General features: G+C 70.2%; 15 protein-coding genes. 5 read left to right on the top strand and 10 right to left on the bottom strand.

Translation table 11 applies throughout. The annotated features are described in order from the left end of the window. Window positions 1-645: 645 nt before the first annotated feature. Both H4281_RS10890 and H4281_RS10895 read left to right on the top strand, forming a co-directional pair. Window positions 646-1,086, top strand: a complete 441-nt coding sequence (locus tag H4281_RS10890) for a DUF485 domain-containing protein (protein WP_182890742.1) — start codon at window positions 646-648, stop codon at window positions 1,084-1,086. Further along, complete coding sequence (locus tag H4281_RS10895; protein ID WP_182890743.1) at window positions 1,083-2,684, top strand: monocarboxylic acid transporter; 1,602 nt, start codon at window positions 1,083-1,085, stop codon at window positions 2,682-2,684. Before H4281_RS10890 ends, H4281_RS10895 begins: the two co-directional genes overlap by 4 nt. 54 nt (window positions 2,685-2,738) lie before the next feature. Here the strand turns inward: H4281_RS10895 and H4281_RS10900 are convergent, their stop codons facing one another. The 5 genes from H4281_RS10900 to H4281_RS10920 all read right to left on the bottom strand — a co-directional run bounded on the left by H4281_RS10900 (window position 2,739) and on the right by H4281_RS10920 (window position 6,389). Further along, window positions 2,739-3,089 (bottom strand): DUF3817 domain-containing protein, encoded by a 351-nt coding sequence (locus H4281_RS10900; RefSeq protein ID WP_182890744.1) that lies wholly within the window; start codon window positions 3,087-3,089, stop codon window positions 2,739-2,741. Between the two features lie 26 nt (window positions 3,090-3,115). Beyond that, window positions 3,116-3,460: a hypothetical protein gene (locus tag H4281_RS10905; RefSeq protein ID WP_182890916.1), complete on the bottom strand. Its 345-nt coding sequence runs from the start codon at window positions 3,458-3,460 to the stop codon at window positions 3,116-3,118. Between the two features lie 511 nt (window positions 3,461-3,971). Further along, window positions 3,972-4,904, bottom strand: coding sequence for a lytic transglycosylase domain-containing protein (locus tag H4281_RS10910; protein ID WP_182890917.1), 933 nt, complete (start codon window positions 4,902-4,904; stop codon window positions 3,972-3,974). 495 nt (window positions 4,905-5,399) lie between these two features. After that, window positions 5,400-5,882, bottom strand: coding sequence for a hypothetical protein (locus tag H4281_RS10915; protein WP_037356257.1), 483 nt, complete (start codon window positions 5,880-5,882; stop codon window positions 5,400-5,402). A gap of 339 nt (window positions 5,883-6,221) precedes the next feature. After that, window positions 6,222-6,389 (bottom strand): hypothetical protein, encoded by a 168-nt coding sequence (locus tag H4281_RS10920; RefSeq protein ID WP_162836029.1) that lies wholly within the window; start codon window positions 6,387-6,389, stop codon window positions 6,222-6,224. Window positions 6,390-6,585: 196 nt separating this feature from the next. Here H4281_RS10920 and H4281_RS10925 point away from each other — a divergent pair, with 196 nt between their 5' ends. After that, the gene (locus H4281_RS10925; protein WP_182890745.1) at window positions 6,586-7,107 is read left to right on the top strand and encodes a GNAT family N-acetyltransferase; all 522 of its coding nucleotides are present in this window, start codon (window positions 6,586-6,588) and stop codon (window positions 7,105-7,107) included. 9 nt (window positions 7,108-7,116) lie between these two features. Here the strand turns inward: H4281_RS10925 and H4281_RS10930 are convergent, their stop codons facing one another. Then, complete coding sequence (locus H4281_RS10930) at window positions 7,117-8,259, bottom strand: CaiB/BaiF CoA transferase family protein (RefSeq protein ID WP_182890746.1); 1,143 nt, start codon at window positions 8,257-8,259, stop codon at window positions 7,117-7,119. 27 nt (window positions 8,260-8,286) lie between these two features. Next, window positions 8,287-9,438, bottom strand: coding sequence for an acyl-CoA dehydrogenase family protein (locus H4281_RS10935; protein ID WP_182890747.1), 1,152 nt, complete (start codon window positions 9,436-9,438; stop codon window positions 8,287-8,289). Window positions 9,439-9,536: 98 nt separating this feature from the next. Here H4281_RS10935 and H4281_RS10940 point away from each other — a divergent pair, with 98 nt between their 5' ends. Next, window positions 9,537-10,145 (top strand): TetR/AcrR family transcriptional regulator, encoded by a 609-nt coding sequence (locus H4281_RS10940; RefSeq protein WP_037809889.1) that lies wholly within the window; start codon window positions 9,537-9,539, stop codon window positions 10,143-10,145. A 67-nt stretch (window positions 10,146-10,212) separates the two neighbouring features. Next, window positions 10,213-11,823, top strand: a complete 1,611-nt coding sequence (locus tag H4281_RS10945) for a succinic semialdehyde dehydrogenase (protein WP_182890748.1) — start codon at window positions 10,213-10,215, stop codon at window positions 11,821-11,823. 380 nt (window positions 11,824-12,203) lie between these two features. Here H4281_RS10945 and H4281_RS10950 read toward each other — a convergent pair whose 3' ends face one another. From H4281_RS10950 to H4281_RS10960, 3 genes are all read right to left on the bottom strand, one after another. Next, window positions 12,204-15,218, bottom strand: a complete 3,015-nt coding sequence (locus H4281_RS10950) for a helix-turn-helix transcriptional regulator (protein ID WP_182890749.1) — start codon at window positions 15,216-15,218, stop codon at window positions 12,204-12,206. Window positions 15,219-15,491: 273 nt separating this feature from the next. Beyond that, on the bottom strand, window positions 15,492-15,698 hold the full coding sequence (locus H4281_RS10955) for a hypothetical protein (RefSeq protein ID WP_182890750.1): 207 nt from the start codon (window positions 15,696-15,698) through the stop codon (window positions 15,492-15,494). A 185-nt stretch (window positions 15,699-15,883) separates the two neighbouring features. Further along, a complete protein-coding gene (locus tag H4281_RS10960) occupies window positions 15,884-16,081 on the bottom strand; it encodes a DUF397 domain-containing protein (protein ID WP_037809881.1) in 198 nt (65 codons plus the stop codon). Window positions 16,082-16,093 lie beyond the last annotated feature (12 nt).

A 16,093-nucleotide genomic window follows, 5' to 3' on the forward strand; every position in this document is an offset into this window, starting at 1 on the left:
GGGGGCTGACCTGGGAAAATAGTCAGAACGCGGGAACTCGGAGCCGCGGATTCGCACGCGGGCGCCCAGCACGGGAATTCCGGTTACCCGGCGCTCTCGGCCTCGGCGTCCGGCCGTCACCCGATTAGCCCACACAGGGTAAGCGACACCCTCGATGGGACTACGCTCCGTGCCCCCATCGGGTGGGTGCACCCGGAAGTTGAACCCGATGTTGTGGAGATGCAGCGACGCGCCGCTCGACCCGGTGATTTTTGCCAGCCTCCCTTCCCTGCCTGGGAATCCCCGCCCGGCCCGCGACCTGCCCGCCGAAGCGGAGCGGCCGCCCCGCCCGGCGGCTACGACCGGTCACCGTATTGGATCTTGACCGGCCCGTCACTCCGCCATCTGCCGCAACCCGGACGGATCCCGGCAACTCCCCGTGACATCGGTGCTCACTATTCCGAGTGATCAGCTTGTGATCTGCCCGGACCCGCCGATTCGCGCCATTTCCCGGGCGAAAAGGAATTTCCGGTGCCCTCGCGAACCGGCTTTTTCCGCGTTCCGGCGGCGTCGTTACTATGGCCGCCTCCCAGTCCGCAAGGGCGATCCGGGCGCTTTCCCGAACGAGCCCGGCGCCATCCACCGCGCAAGTTGCCGGAGGCAGCCATGCACAACGTCGCGCGCACCACCGGACCGGCCTCCGCGGCCGAGGACACCGGCCAGATGCCCGCGCTGTTCGACCGCGAAGGAGGCGACGCCGCCCCTCGCGGCAGGCGCCGCAGGCGCGGCCCGGACTACGAGCAGATCCAGCGCAGCCCCCAGTTCCGCTCGCTGCGCAGCCGCTTCCGCCGGTTCGTGTTCCCGATGAGCATCGGGTTCTTCGTCTGGTACCTCGTCTACGTCGTGCTCGCCGCCTACGCGGGCGAGTTCATGAGCACGCCGGTCTTCGGACTGGTCAACGTCGGCATGCTGCTCGGCCTCGGCCAGTTCGTCACCACCGCGGCCATCACCGCGCTGTACGTCCGCTTCGCCGACCGCGAGATGGACCCGCGCGCCGCCGAGATCCGAGCGCAGGCCGCCCCTGTCACGGAAGGAACACCTCAGTGACCACCGTTTCGCTCGCCGAAGGAGCTTCGGAGAGCAACCCGTTGATCAACACCGGGGTGTTCGCGCTGTTCGTCGCGATCACCCTCTACGTGGTCTACCGCGCGGGCAACCGGCGCTCGTCGACGTCGGGCTACTACACCGCGGACAGCGCGTTCACCGGAAGGCAGAACGGCGTCGCGCTGTCCGGCGACTTCCTCTCCGCCGCCTCGTTCCTCGGCATCGCGGGCGCGATCGCGATCAACGGCTACGACGGCTTCCTCTACTCCATCGGCTTCCTCGTCGCGTGGCTCGTCGACCTGCTGCTGCTCGCGGAACTGCTGCGCAACACCGGCCGCTTCACCATGGGCGACGTGCTCAGCTTCCGGATGAAGCAGCGTCCGGTGCGCGCCGCGTCGGCCACGTCGACGCTGGTCATCTCCTTCTTCTACATGCTCGCGCAGATGGCGGGCGCGGGCGGCCTGGTCGCGCTGCTGCTGGACGTCCACTCCAAGTGGGGCCAGGCGCTGGTGATCACCGTGGTCGGGCTGGTGATGATCTCCTACGTGCTGCTCGGCGGGATGAAGGGCACCACCTGGGTGCAGATCATCAAGGCCACCATCCTGCTCACCGCGGCCTCGCTGATCACGGTGTTCCTGATGGGCAAGTACGGCTTCAACTTCTCGAGCCTGCTGCGCGCGGCCGCCGACCGCAGCCCGATGGGCAAGGACCTGCTCTCCCCCGGCGGCTCCTACGGCAAGAACGGGACCACGAAGCTCGACTTCGTGTCGCTCTCGCTGGCGCTGGTGCTCGGCGTCGCCTCGCTGCCGCACGTGCTGATGCGCTTCTACACCGTGCCGAACGCCCGCGAGGCGCGCCGCTCGGTGGTGTGGGCGACCGCGTGCATGTTCGTGTTCTACCTGTGCACGCTGGTGATCGGCTTCGGCGCGGCGGCGATCGTCGGCCCGGACGAGATCAAGGCCGCGCCCGGCGGCGAGAACTCGGCCGCGCCGCTGCTGGCCCTGCACGTCGGCGGGACGGTGCTGCTCGGCGTCATCTCGGCGGTCGCGTTCGCGACGATCCTCGCCGTGGTGGCCGGGCTGACGCTGACCGCGTCCGCCTCGTTCGCGCACGACGTCTACGCGAACGTCGTGAAGCGCGGCAAGGCGGAGCCGGAGGACGAGGTCCGGGTCGCCCGGCTGACCGCGGTCGTGATCGGCGTGCTCGCCATCCTCGGCGGCATCCTCGCCAACGGCCAGAACATCGCGTTCCTCGTGGCGCTCGCGCTCGCGGTGGCGGCGTCGGCGAACCTGTCGACCCTGCTGTACTCGCTGTTCTGGAAACGGTTCAACACGACCGGGACGCTGTGGAGCATCTACGGCGGGCTCATCGCCTGCGTCGTGCTGGTGCTGTTCTCGCCGGTGGTGTCAGGCGCGCCGGACTCGATCTTCCCGAGCGTCGACTTCCACTGGTTCCCGCTGAAGAACCCGGGCCTGGTGTCGATCCCGGTGTCGTTCCTGTGCGGCGCGATCGGCACCTTCGCCGGCCGCTCGAAGGGCGACCCGGCCAAGCACGCGGAGATGGAGGTCCGGTCGCTGACCGGCATCGGCTTCGGCTCCTGAGCACCGGTACGAAAAACCGCGGCGCCCCTTCGGGTGCCGCGGTTTTTTCGTTGCTCAGAAGACGTCGCGCCCGGCCTGCACGCGGTGGGTCACCCGGCGCTCGACGACGAACGACACGAACGGAACGCAGCCGGCCAGCAGCACCAGGACGGTGCTCTTGATCGACCAGCGGGCCTTGATCGCGAGGTCGATGGTGAGCACCAGGTAGATCATGTAGAGCACGCCGTGGATCGGCGAGTACACCTGCGCGGGCGCGGCGTTGCCGAAGCCGTACTCGATGATCATGGTGGCGCACAGCGCGAGCAGGCCGACACCGGTCACGTACGCGCTGGCCCGGAACCGGGTCAGCGAGCCGGACACCTTCGACTGGCGAGCAGGTGCGGCACCGTCGGTGCTGGTCGTCATGGGAGCGTCCTCACTTCCGCGGGCGTTCAGGACTGCTGGTCGCGGGCGTTGAGCTCGCGCAGGTAGCGGTTGTAGGCGGCGAGTTCGTCGTCTTCTTCGACGGGAGCCGCGGCCGGTCGCGGGGCGGGCACGCGAACCGGGGCCGGAGCGGGCTGTTCGGGCTGTTCGGGCTGCCCGGCGGCTTCCTCTTCGCGTTCGCGCAGCTTCTTGATGCGCCAGAACATGAACGCGGGGAAAAGCCCGAAAAGCGGCCATTGCAGCACGTAGCCGAGGTTCTGGAAGGTGCCGGTGGCGGACGTGAACCGGTCCCACTGCCACCAGGCCAGCCCGCAGCACAACGCCAGGCTCACGACGCTCGTGGCGACGATCATGAGCCGGCGCCCGAGCGGGGACGCGGCCGGGCCGGGATCTGCAGGCACGGTATCGACGCTAGCACTGGCCGGAGAGGGCGATGCTGAGAGGCGGCGAGGTCGTGACCGGGGCCCCACCCGGCGCTCGCGGCCGGATTCGCCAGGTGGCCGGCACCGGGCCGACGTCAAGCCGCCCCCGCACACCCTGGTCGCGCGCCGGACCGCCTCCGCCCCGCGACCCGACCCGACCAAACACCCCCAATGCCACATTCGGTGCATGTCACGCACCCAATGCCGCATTCGGTGCGTCGGACGCACCCAACGCCACATTGGGGCGCGTGCCGGACGGCGGCGGGTGTGGTCCGCGAAGGTTCCCCTCGCGGACCGGCGGCGGTACGTGAGGGGAACCCTGCGGGAATCAGAGTCCGTGACAGACCGGCCGCGAGACGCGAGGAGAACGCTGCGGGAACCCAAGTCCGCGAGGGGACCCCTCACGGACCGGCGGCCGGGAAGCAGCGGGTGGCCCGGAGCGTCAGCCCGCTTGCACCTTCTGCGCCGCCTTCGCGTAGCCGTCGGCGAGGCCGAAGACCTTCTGCGCGTACTCCGTCGAGTTGTTGTACGACAGGATGCCCGCCCACCAACCCGCCGGGCTGGCCATGTCGCGGCCGCCCGCGCACAGGTAGCGGGCGGCGGTGAGGGCGGCGTCGTCGATCTGCTGCGGGTCGGCGCGGCCGTCGCCGGTCGCGTCCGACGCCCATTTCCGCCAGGTGCCGGGGATGAACTGCATCGGGCCGACCGCGCGGTCCGCGACCGGGTCGCCGTCGAGCTGGCCGCCGTCGGTGTCGCTGATCGCGCGGACTCCGGAGGAACCGTCGAGCGGGACGCCGATGATCGGCTTCGACGGGCGGCCGTCCGCGCCGAGGACCGCTCCGCCGTACTGGCCGTGGTTGGACTCGATGCGGCCGATGCCGGCGAGCGTCGCCCAGGAGATGTGGCAGCCGCGGTCGACCTCGCGCATCGCGAGTTCCGCGTTGCCGTACGCGCGCACCGCCCTCGCCGGGATGCCGGTGACCGGCGCGACCTTGTCCGCCCAGGCCTGCAACGGGTCGCCGCCGGCCGGGCGCGCCGACTGCGGCGCGGTGCCCTGGTCCGCGGCCCCGCCCGCGACGACGGCGCTGACCGGCGCGATCGAACCGGGTTTGACGTCGACCGCCTTGACGCTCAGCGCCGGGATGTCGGTCGTGGTCGGGCTGGCCTGCGGGGCGGCCGCCCTGGTGACGATCCAGACCCCGCCGCCCGCGACCGCGAGCACCGCGACGACGACGGCGAGCCGCACCGCGAGCGCGGCGCCATGACCGCGGCGGGCGGGCGAGGGGGCGGCAGCGGAAGCCGCGGTCTCGTCCCCGGTCCGCGCGGTGTCGGGGGTCTGTCCGGTGGCGGGCACGAAACTCCGGTCCTCCAGCATGGCTTGGGGTTCGCAACACACAACGAGCCCGCGCAGGTTAGCGTTACGCACGCATCGCCATGGTCCCCGCCACGCCGGTTCACCCGGCCGGGTAATCCGGTCCCGTCAGGTGGACGGTCTTCGCCGCACAAACACCACAAGCCCCATGCCGGGGCGGGTGCGCGGCGGTTCGCCGACCGGCCGTGCCAGCAGACTTCCGCTGCGCTCAGACCGCTGATGTCGTGGCGACCCCGCCAGAGAAAAACGTCCGCCGCATGCGGCTTCCGGCACGCCCGATCAGGACATGCCTTCCACCGCACCGCAGCGGGCGCTTCGCCGTGTTGCCTGGCCGATTCGCCGACCAGGCAACACAGCTGTCAAACAGGCTTCTTCTTCCGCGCGGAGCCGCGCGAAACCAAGTATCCGGCGACCCTGAGGCGGCGAACGATCAGACGCGACTTCCGTCGTCCAAGCCGCACGAAGCAAGCCGCCCGGCAAAGCCGAAGCGACGAACGATCAGGCAGGCTTCTGCTGCCGCGCCAACCGCGCGACGCACCACGCGGGCGCGCTGCCGCGGCGGAGGTGCTGCAGCACCGTCATCGGGCCGAGCCGGCGGGCGAGGTCGGACGGTGCGAGACCGGCCGCCCGGTAGTCGAGGGCACGCTGGTCCAGCGGGCTGATCCCGGCGTCCCACCACTGTTCGGCCTCGGCGACGTCGCCGACCATCTGCCACCAGCCCGCGGCGGCGACGAGCAGTTCTTCCGGAACCTCCGGCAGCCGGGCGCGCATCGCGTCGAGGTAGCCGGGGTCGGCGGCCTCGACCGGGGCCCAGCGGGCGGGTCCGGACCGGGCGCGCTGGCCGGGGATGCCGGGCGGAGCGGCCGGCGCGTCGGCCAGCCAGGCCGAGGCGATGCGGTCGACCTCCTGCTCCTCAGGGGTCTTCTCGCGCTCGGCCGACCACTGCCGGATCAACGCGTCCACTCCGGGATCTCCGGTCATCCCTGCCTCCTCATCGGTCCCCGACGGGCAGGCATTTCGACCGCCTGCCCCGTTGCGCGTCCACGATTGGCTCCCCACGCGTGACCGGGCCGAAAACCCGCCGTGACCCGGTTCCCGGGGGACCGGAGAACCGGCTGATCACGCAATGTGAGCACCGTAGGGCGGCACCCGCTTTCTCCGCCATACCCCGGACCCCGGAAATTCCGTGACCAGGCGGTTTTATGGGCCAATCCACCCGGATGGTCGAGCGAAGTGCCCGAATCCCGGGATCCGGTGACAAAGCGTGACTAGTTGGCCGGACGGGCGCGCGGGGGCGGTCCGGCGAGCGGGAAACCGGGGTCAGGCGAAGAGGCTCTTGAAGAAGGTGACGATCGCTTCGGCGCCGTCCTTGAGCCAGCCGAGCACGCGGTGCACGAAGGCCGCGGAGTTGGTGGGCTGCGTGATCAGGAAGAACAGCACGAGCGCGACCACTCCGACGACGACGATCTTCTTCAGGCCGCTCGACATGGTTTCGTTCCCCTCCGCTCCCCCGGCGCCCGGTCGGACGCCCGCCCCGCCTCGGCAGAGTCGGCTCCCACTGTAGTGACGACACGCCGGAATGGCCCGTCGCAGGCCCCGATCCAGCCAGAAAGCTCACGGCTGGGTGACCCCGGTCACCATCGGGTGAGCCGGGCCTGGCGGCCGCCCCCGGTACGCTCCGGCGATGGACGACGGCCCAGTGACTCTCCGCCCGGTGCGCGAGTCCGACCTCGGTCTGCTGGAGGCGCTGACCAACGACCCGGAGACGGTCGGCGAGCACCAGTGGTTCGGCTGGCACGATCCCGGCTACGTCCGGCGGCTCTGGCGCGAAAACGGCATGCTGACCACCGACAACGGCATGCTCGTCCCCACGCTCGACGAACGCCCGCTCGGGCTCGTTTCGTGGCATCGCACGCGGACCGGCCCGCACACCTACTGCTGGAACATCGGCATGGTCCTGCTGCCGGAGGCGCGCGGGCACGGCCTCGGCGCGCAGGCGCAGCGGCAGCTCGTGCGCTACCTGTTCGCGCACACGCAGTTCAACCGCGTCGAAGCCAGCACCGAGGCCGGCAACCGGGCCGGGCAGCGTTCGCTGGAGAAGGCCGGATTCACCCGCGAGGGGATCCTGCGCGGGTTCGATTTCCGCGACGGGCAGTGGCGCGACCACATCCTCTACTCGGTGATCCGGTCCGATCTGCCGTTGTGACAGCAGGCGTCACAAAACCGCGCCAGCCTCCCGCAGCGCCGCGACCCCGGCGTCGTCGTAGCCCAGCTCCGCCAGCACTTCCGCGGTGTCCGCGCCCTTCTCGTGCGGTGCTTCCGGCGTGGCCGCGGGCGTGCGGTCGAACCGCGGCGCCGGAGCGGGCTGCACCGTGCCGCCGATGTCCACGAACGTCCCGCGTGCCGCGTTCTGCGGATGCTCGGCGGCCTCCCACGGCGACAGCACGGCGGTGAGACACGCGTCGGTGCCCTCCGCCCGCGCGACCAGTTCGTCACGCGTGAACCGGCCGACCGCCTCCTCGATGATCTTGCGCAGCCGCGGCCACTCGCGCAGGTCCAAGTGGAACGGCAGGTCTTCGTTCTCCAGCCCGAGCACCTTGACCAGGTCGGCCCAGAACCGCATCTCGATCGCGCCGATGGCGACGTACTTGCCGTCCGCGGTCTCGTAGGTGTCGTAGAACGGGGCGCCGCCGTCGAGGAGGTTCTCGCCGCGCTCCCCCGGCCACACGCCCGCCGCGCGCATGCCGTGCAGGCTCGTGGTCAGCAGCGCCGCGCCTTCCACCATCGAAGCGTCCACGACCTGGCCGCGTCCGGACGTCGTGCGCTCGTGCAGCGCGGCCAGCACGCCCATCGCGAGCATCAGGCCGCCTCCGCCGAAGTCGCCGACCAGGTTGAGCGGCGGCACCGGACGCTCGCCCGCCCGGCCGATCGGGTCGAGCGCGCCGGCGACGCCGATGTAGTTGATGTCGTGCCCGGCCGCCGACGCGAGCGGACCGTCCTGGCCCCAGCCGGTCATCCGGCCGTACACGAGCCGCGGGTTGCGCGCGTGCACCTGTTCCGGCCCGATGCCCATCCGTTCCGCGACACCCGGCCGGAAGCCTTCGATCAGCACGTCGGCGCGTTCGGCCAGCTTCAGCACGAGCTCGACGCCCTCGGGCGTTTTCGTGTTCACCCCGACCGAGCGCCTGCCGCGGGCGAGCGGGTCGTTCGGGATGCCGAGCACGTCGGCGCCCGGGGTGGCGCGGTCGACGCGGATCACGTCGGCGCCGAGGTCGGCCAGGATCATGCAGGCGAACGGAGCCGGCGCGAGCCCGGCCAGCTCCACCACCCGCAGCCCGGCCAGCGGACCTTGTTTCACGGGGAAGTCCTTTCGCAGCAACCGGTTTCAGAGCGTGCGGGAGATGATTTCCTTCATGATCTCGCTGGTGCCGCCGAAGATCCGCGAGATCCGCACGTCCGCCCAGGCCCGCGCGATCGGGTACTCGGTCATGTAGCCGTAGCCGCCGAACAGCTGGAGACAGTCGTCCACGACCTTGTTCACCCGCTCGGTCGTCCACAGTTTCGCCATGGCCGCGCCCTGGACGTCGAGTTCGCCGCGCAGATGCCGTTCGATGCACTGGTCGAGGAACGCGCGCGACACCGCGGCTTCCGTCGCCGCCTCGGCGAGCTTGAACTTCGTGTTCTGGAAGTTGAAGATCGGGCGGCCGAACGCCGTGCGTTCCTTGGTGTAGTCGATGGTCAGGTTCACCGCGGCCTCCAGGCCGGCCACCGCGGTCACGGCGATGATCAGCCGTTCCTGCGGCAGCTGCAGCATCAGCTGGACGAAGCCCTGTCCCTCGGCGTCGCCGAGCAGGTTCGCGGCGGGCACGCGGACGTCGTCGAAGAACAGCTCGGCGGTGTCCTGGCCCTTGAGCCCGACCTTGTCGAGCACGCGGCCGCGGCGGAAGCCGGGGGTATTGGTCTCGACCACGATCAGCGAGACGCCCTGCGCGCCGGCGTCCGGGTCGGTCTTGCACGCGACCACGACGAGGTCGGAGTGAAAACCGTTGGTGATGAAGGTTTTCGCGCCGTTGATGACGTAGTGGTCGCCGTCGCGGACCGCGCGCGTCTTGATGTTCTGGAGGTCTGAACCAGTGCCCGGCTCGGTCATCGCGACCGCGCCGACCATCTCGCCGGTGGCCATCTTCGGCAGCCACTCGCGCTTCTTTTCCTCCGACGCGTACGCCAGGATGTAGTGCGCGACGATTCCACTGTGGACGGTGACGCCCCAAGCGCTGTCCCCGGCCCGGGCCTGCTCCTCGTACAGCACGGCTTCGTGCGCGAAGGTGCCGCCGCCCCCGCCGTACTCCTCCGGGATCGACAGGCACAGCAGGCCGAGCTCGCCCGCCTTGGTCCAGATTTCCCGGTCGAGCTTCTTCTCCGCCGCCCAGCGCTCCTGGTTCGGCACGAATTCCTTCTGCAGGAACGACCGGGCGAGCTCCCGGAGGTCTTCGAGTTCGGTGGTGCTCCACGAGCTCTTCTGGATCTGCAACGGCACGGCTTGGCCTCCCGCGAACTGGAAAACATGACGCTTGGCAGGTAAGTTCTAGCCGGAATGTACATCCCATCCGTCCGGTACGTAAAGCAGGAGCCGCGATGACCGAGGTCGCCCGGGGACACCGCACCCAGGCCGAACGCCGCGAGCAGACGCGCACCGCCCTGCTGGACGCGACGATCGACTGCCTGGTCGAGATCGGGTACTCGCGGGCATCGGTGCAGGAGATCTGCACCCGGGCAGGCGTCTCGAAGGGCGCGGTGCAGCACTACTTCGCCACGAAGGCGGAGCTCATGGCAGCAGCAGTCGAGCACCTCACCACGAAGCTGCGCACTCAGCTCGCCGCCTCGCTCGGCTCGCTGCCGGGCGGCGCGTCCGGCGTCGCGGCGGCGATCGACCTGCTGTGGGAAGGCTACTCGGGCACGCTGTCCACCGCGGTCACCGAACTGTGGGTCGCCGCCCGCACCGACCCGGAGCTGCGCGCCGCGATCCGGCCGGTCGACCGCGCGCTGGGCCGGGCGACGCTGGAGCACATCAGCGATGTCGCCGGCGACCTGCCGAAAGAACGCGCGGAGATGCTGTTCTGGCTCACCGTGAACCTCACCCGAGGCCTCGCCCTGGACGCCGAACTGGGCGGCGACCCGCGTAGGCGCCGTCAGCTGCTGGAGGAGTGGAAGCGGATCGCCGTGCTGCTGTACTCGGGCGACTAGTGTCCATACCGCCGGTATGGTGTACTCGTCGGTAACACCCGGCCCCGCACGGAAGAAGGTGCGCTCGATGACGAGTACGACCCCGGCGAACCTCACCGGCCAGCCCCTGCCCGCGACCGTCGGCGGCGTAGCAGGCGCCCCGTCCGCCTCCCGCGCGGCCGCACTCGTCGCCCGCGCGACCGGCGGCGCCGACAACGCCCCGGTGCAGATGACCGCGCCCTTCACCGGCCAGCCGATCGCCTCCCTCCCCCAGGCCGACGACGCCGAGGTCCGCGCCGCCTTCGCCTCCGCCCGCGCCGCGCAACGCGAGTGGGCAGCGCTGCCGGTGGCCCGCCGTCAGCAATTCCTCGTGCGCTTGCACGACCTGGTGCTCGCGCGGCAAGCGGAGGTCCTCGACCTGGTCCAGGTCGAAGCAGGCAAGGCCCGGATCGACGCGTTCGACGAGGTCAGCGCCACCGTGCTGGTCGCGGCTTACTACGGCAAGCACAGCGCGAAAATCCTCTCCCCGCGCCGCGCCCCCGGCGTGATCCCGGGCCTGACGCGAGCAGGAGAACTGCGGCACCCCAAGGGCGTCGTCGGCATCATCTCCCCTTGGAACTACCCGCTGGCCCTGACCGCGATGGACGTCTTCCCCGCCCTCGCCGCCGGGAACGCTGTCGTGCAGAAACCGGACAACCAAACCGCGCTCTCCGCCCTGTGGCTGCACGAACTGGCCGAGGAAGCGGGCTTGCCCTCCGGCCTGTGGCAAATCGTGCTGGGCCGAGGCTCGCAGATCGGCAATGCCCTGCTGGAAGAATGCGACTACCTGTGCTTCACCGGTTCCACTCCGACCGGCAAGGACCTGGCAGGCCGCATCGCCCAGCGACTCACCAGCTATTCGCTGGAACTGGGCGGCAAGAACCCCATGATCGTCCTGCCGGACGCAGACATCGCCAAGACCGCCGCCGGCGCCGTCACCGCGTGCTTCTCGTCCGCGGGCCAGCTCTGCGTGTCGGTGGAGCGCATCTACGTGCACGACAGCATCCGCGAGGAGTTCACCCGGGAATTCGTGGCCAGGACAGCGGCACTGCGCCTGGGCGGTTCACTGGACTATCACGCCGGAATGGGTTCGCTGACGTCGAAGAGCCAGCTGGAAACCGTGACAGCCCACGTGGAAGACGCCCGGGCGAAAGGCGCCCGCGTACTGACCGGCGGACGCCCCCGCCCGGACCTGGGCCCGCTGTTCTACGAGCCGACGGTCCTGACAGACGTGCGCCCCGGAATGACCCCGTTCGCCTCGGAAACCTTCGGCCCGGTGGTGTCGATCTACGGATTCAGCGACGTCACCGACGCGATCGAACGAGCAAACGACACCCCATTCGGCCTGAACGCAAGCGTATGGACCAAAAACGGCCGAGCAGGCTGGGAAGTAGGCGCGCGTCTGAAGGCGGGCACGGTCAACGTCAACGAGGGCTACGCAGCAACCTTCGGAACAGTGGCGGTCCCCATGGGCGGCATGAAGGAATCCGGCGCAGGCCGCCGCAACGGCGCAGAAGGCTTGCTGAAATACACCGAACCCCAATCAATCGCCGTACAACGAGGCCTGGCCCTACGCCCGCCCAAGGGCGTACCGGGCTCCCTGTGGGCCCGCTTCATGACAGCAAGCATGAAACTCCTGCGCCACCTCCCCGGCCGCTGAACCGTCCGTGAGGCCACCCTCATCGACTCTGATTCCCCCAGGGCTCCCCTCACGACCAGCCGCCCGGCACCCGCCGAAATGCACCCCAATGTGGCATTGGGTGCGTCGCATGCACCGAACGCCACATTGGGTGCATCTGACGCACCCAATGCCACATTGGGGCGCTAGCCCCACTCGCCAAACCGCAGCCGGTGCACCCAACCAGCGAGGCACCCACACCGCCCCCGCACCCCGATACGAAGCCGCCCTGCGGTTCGGGGGTGCTTGTCAAGGCATCTTTCCCGCCTTGACAAGCACCCCCGAACCGTCAGCACAATCACCCTTCGGGGTGCCCCACGCAACCCAAGACGCGGCAAGGTCGCCCCCAGGCGACGAGCCGATCACTCCGGCGCAGCAAGCAACCCCCGGTCATAAGCGATCGCCACCGCCTCAGCCCGCCGGCTGGCCCCCAGCTTCGCCATCACCCGGGAAAGGTGCACACTCACCGTCTTCTCGCTGATGTACAGCTCCTCCCCCACCTGCCGATTCGTCCGTCCCAGCGCAACCCGCTCCAGCACATCCCGCTCCCGGTCAGTCAGCGGATTCACCTGCGGCCGCGCGACGGGAACCACCTCGACCCCGGACAGTTCGACCCGAGCCCGATGCGCCACATCGCGCACCGCATCCCGCAACGGAACGGCGTCAAGCTTCACCGCCACCGAATGCGCCGCCTCCAACGCCTCCCCGGCCCCAGCACGTCCAGCGGCCAGCAACGCCTCCCCCTGCCGCCACCGGCAAACCGCCTGCTCGTAAACCGCCCCATACGAATAAGCCTCGGCAGCCGCACCCCACAGCTCAGGATCAGCAGGCCCCTCCAGCCCAGAGGCAGCCGCCTCCATCCGAGCCAGCCAGGCCCGCCCCTCCGGCCCCATAGTCCCGGACCGCGGTTGTCCCTCAGCAGCACAACGCCGCCCATGCTCGACCAGCCGCCGCCCAGCAGCCACAAACCCGTCGGCAGCAGCCAGATCCCCCTTGGCCCTGGCCTCCGCGGCCAACGCCGCGGCCGACGGAATCGCCAGCGCCACAATCCGGATCCCGCCGAGCAGCGCGGTCTCGACCTTCTCCAGCCACGACACCAGTTCGTCGGTAATCCGCAGCGCCTCGGCATGCTCCCCGCGCCAAGCAGCCAGCTCGATCGCGGCATCGCCCGCGGAGAGGGCGATCTGCAGATCCGCCATCCACTGCTGCCGAAGCCCCGGCAACGCCTTGGCCGCATCCGCGAACCGCCCGCGTCCCACCAGGAACAGCACCCAATTGGCCAAGATCCGCGCGGCGACCGCGCTGGACACACCCCGCCTGGCGCGTCCCGCAGCGTCCTCCTTCGGCCAATCTCCGCTGAGGTACCGCAAGTAGAGGAGCCGGGCACGCAACTCCAGCCCGTACGCGCTCCAGGTGAGCCCGACTGCCTCGGCCCGCTCCACCCCGCGCGCGGCATGGGCGAGCGCCAAGTCCATCTCAGCCTGGTCGTCGTAGCTGAGGGCGAGGAAGTACATCGCCCGGATCTCGACGTTCAACGCACCAGCGTTATGCGCCTTGCCCTCGGCCTCGCACAACCGCTCACGAGCCTCGACCGCGTCCCCCGCGCCATCAGCCAACGTGCCCAGCGTGACCAGCGCCGACGCCTCAGCACCGACCGCCCCGACCGCGCGCGCGTCAGCGACCGCGGTATGCGCGCTGGCCAAGGCCTCGTCCGGCCGGTCGAGCAACCGCTGGAATCCGGCCCGCGAAGCCAGCACCCAGGCTCGCGCACCGCTCGGCTCCCGGTCGGCGACCAGTTCCCAAGCCCGCTCGATCGCCCGAACCGCCTCGTCGAACGTGCCTTCCAAGGTGAGCAGCGTTTCGGCCAGCCGACGCCAGACCTTCGCCGCGTGTTCGGGCGACGCGTCCGGCTTGAGCGCTTCGGTAGCTGACCGCGCATACGCCACCGCGCGCTCCGGCTCACCCGAAGTGCCGGCGAAGTACGAGGCCTCGTTGAGCAACTTCAGTTCATTGACGCCTTCCGGGCGCTTCTCCGGAGCCACGGCGTCCCAAATGGCCTGTGCTTGCTCGATGTGCCGAAGAGCAGCGCCAGGAGCGCCGAGCTTTTCCGCTTCGTCGGCAGCACGCAGCAACGCGGGCAGAGCAGTGTCGTAGTCCCGGCTTTCCAAGCTGTGGAAGGCCAGCTTCGCATCGTGACCCCGGCCCTGCGGCATCGACTGGATCCGCGCGGCATACCCCGCGTGCATCCGCGTGCGCTCGCCGGGAAGCAGATCCGCGTACACCGCTTCCTGCAGCAAAGCGTGGCGGAACGTGTAGAAACCGTCCTCGATGACCAGGACGTGGTGCTGCACGGCTTCCCGCAGCGCCTCGTCCAGCTCCAGGTCGCCGATGCCCGCGACTTGCGCGAGCGCGGCATGCGACACCGACTCGTTGGCCACCGAGATGACCCGCAGCACCCGGCGCGTCTCCGCGGGGAAGCGTTCGAGCCGGGCGAGAAGGACTTCGGCGAGCCCGGCGGGGAGATCTTGACAGTCGGCGCCGGTGGCGAGGAGTTCCTCGACGAAGAACGGATTGCCCTCGGACCGTTCGGCGATGTCCGCGACCACGTCCGGCGAAAGCGGTTCCTCGGCCAGCGCCGCGACGAACGCCCGCGCGTCCGCCGGTCCGAAGGGGGCGAGCGTGAGCTGTTCCACCGTGTTCAACCGGACCAGTTCGGAGAGCAGACCGCGCAGCGGATGCCTGCGGTGGACGTCCTCCTCGCGATAGCTGCCGACGACCAGCAGCCGCTGCGCGCGCAGGCGGCTGAGCAGGAAGGACAGCAGGTTGCGGGTGGAGGAATCCGCCCAGTGCAGGTCTTCGAGCAGGACGACCACCGGCTGCTCCTGGCCGACCTCGGTCAGCACCCCGAGCACCGCGTCGAACAGCTGGAGCTGGCCGAGGTCCTGCTCGGGCCGGACCCGGCGGACGCCCTCGCGCTCCCCTTCCGAAACCTGCCCGTGGTCGCCGGTGGCCGCGGGCTGCGGATCGCCGCCCTGCGGCAGCAGCATCCCGAGCGCGGACCGCGCCCGCACCGCGGCCGACACCGCGGGATCGGCCGACGACCCGAGCGGAGCCAGCGCCTCGGCGAACGGCAGATAGGGCAGACCGCCGTCGCGCACGTCGATGCAGCGGCCGGTGAGCACGAGCCCGCCGCAGCCCGCGACGTGCTCCCCGAGCGCGGTGAGCAGGCGGGTCTTGCCGACGCCGGCGTCGCCCGCGATCAGCACCGCACCTGCTTCTCCGCGTTCAGCGCGCGCGAAGGCCGCGCGCAGCCGCCGCATCTCCTGCGTACGGGCGACGAGCGGAATACCGGAACCGAGACGAGGCACGAGATGCATTCTCACCTACACCCCCGACAGTTCCGACATGGATTTCCTCGTGGCGGCCGGTCCGGCCAGTGATCTCCGTCCGATCGCCCGGACGAAGGGGGCTCCGCCGAGTCGCGGGAAGATCCGGGAGGGGAACCCGCACAGACTCTGATTCCCGCAGAGTTCCCCTCACGGACCTCTGCGGAAGCTGCTTCCGGCGGGCGGAGCGGCGGCCGCGGAAACTGTGTTCCGGGGCGGCCGCCCCGCCCGACCCCCTTACCGTCCCCGACCCGGTCCCTGGGCTCATGCGCTATGTCGCGCCCTTGCCTCCGGCACCGTCGCCGTGCGCCTTTCCTGGCGGGGCACCTCGACGTTCGTGATGCGGTGCGCGCGCACCCAGCGGACGACCCGGTTGCCCCGGCTCATGCGCGCGTGGCGGGCGGCGCGGCGCAGTTCGGCCATCCGGTAGTCGACCTCGGCGCGGGTGGCGTCCCAGTTGTAGTCGCTCATCGTGTTCTCCCCAGCGGGTCCTCGTTCTCTGACGAAGTCCACTTTCGTGCTGAGGGCCCGCCCCGGACATCAGGTGATCGCCTACACCCGGACGCGAAAAGACCCCTTACCCGCGCTCTCGCCTAAGGAAGTCCAGGTCGAGCGGGGTAAGGGGTCTCAGTGCGACGATCAGCCGGGCGAACGGATCAAGCCTGCCCCTGGCCGCGCACCGCGTCCAGGAGCGCCTGCCAGCCCGCGGCGGGCAGGCGGAACGCTCCGCCTTCCGGGTCTTTGGAATCGCGCACCGCGGCGCCGCCTGCGACGAAGGCGACCTCGACGCAGTCGTTGCCGCCGCCGCTGTAGCTGCTCTTGCGCCATTGGGCACCGGAAAGGTCGGCCATCATGGTCCCCACATC

It is taken from the genome of Amycolatopsis dendrobii (genome assembly GCF_014145675.1).
Lineage (GTDB): Bacteria > Actinomycetota > Actinomycetes > Mycobacteriales > Pseudonocardiaceae > Amycolatopsis > Amycolatopsis dendrobii.

What these genes read in the sequence shown, in the direction of transcription:
- H4281_RS10890 (WP_182890742.1), top strand. Translation starts at nt 646, where the DNA reads ATGCACAACGTCGCGCGCACCACCGGACCGGCCTCCGCGGCCGAGGAC.
- H4281_RS10900 (WP_182890744.1), bottom strand. Translation starts at nt 3,089, where the DNA reads ATGACGACCAGCACCGACGGTGCCGCACCTGCTCGCCAGTCGAAGGTG.
- H4281_RS10905 (WP_182890916.1), bottom strand. Translation starts at nt 3,460, where the DNA reads ATGATCGTCGCCACGAGCGTCGTGAGCCTGGCGTTGTGCTGCGGGCTG.
- H4281_RS10910 (WP_182890917.1), bottom strand. Translation starts at nt 4,904, where the DNA reads ATGCTGGAGGACCGGAGTTTCGTGCCCGCCACCGGACAGACCCCCGAC.
- H4281_RS10915 (WP_037356257.1), bottom strand. Translation starts at nt 5,882, where the DNA reads ATGACCGGAGATCCCGGAGTGGACGCGTTGATCCGGCAGTGGTCGGCC.
- H4281_RS10920 (WP_162836029.1), bottom strand. Translation starts at nt 6,389, where the DNA reads ATGTCGAGCGGCCTGAAGAAGATCGTCGTCGTCGGAGTGGTCGCGCTC.
- H4281_RS10925 (WP_182890745.1), top strand. Translation starts at nt 6,586, where the DNA reads ATGGACGACGGCCCAGTGACTCTCCGCCCGGTGCGCGAGTCCGACCTC.
- H4281_RS10940 (WP_037809889.1), top strand. Translation starts at nt 9,537, where the DNA reads ATGACCGAGGTCGCCCGGGGACACCGCACCCAGGCCGAACGCCGCGAG.
- H4281_RS10945 (WP_182890748.1), top strand. Translation starts at nt 10,213, where the DNA reads ATGACGAGTACGACCCCGGCGAACCTCACCGGCCAGCCCCTGCCCGCG.
- H4281_RS10950 (WP_182890749.1), bottom strand. Translation starts at nt 15,218, where the DNA reads ATGCATCTCGTGCCTCGTCTCGGTTCCGGTATTCCGCTCGTCGCCCGT.
- H4281_RS10955 (WP_182890750.1), bottom strand. Translation starts at nt 15,698, where the DNA reads ATGAGCGACTACAACTGGGACGCCACCCGCGCCGAGGTCGACTACCGG.
- H4281_RS10960 (WP_037809881.1), bottom strand. Translation starts at nt 16,081, where the DNA reads ATGATGGCCGACCTTTCCGGTGCCCAATGGCGCAAGAGCAGCTACAGC.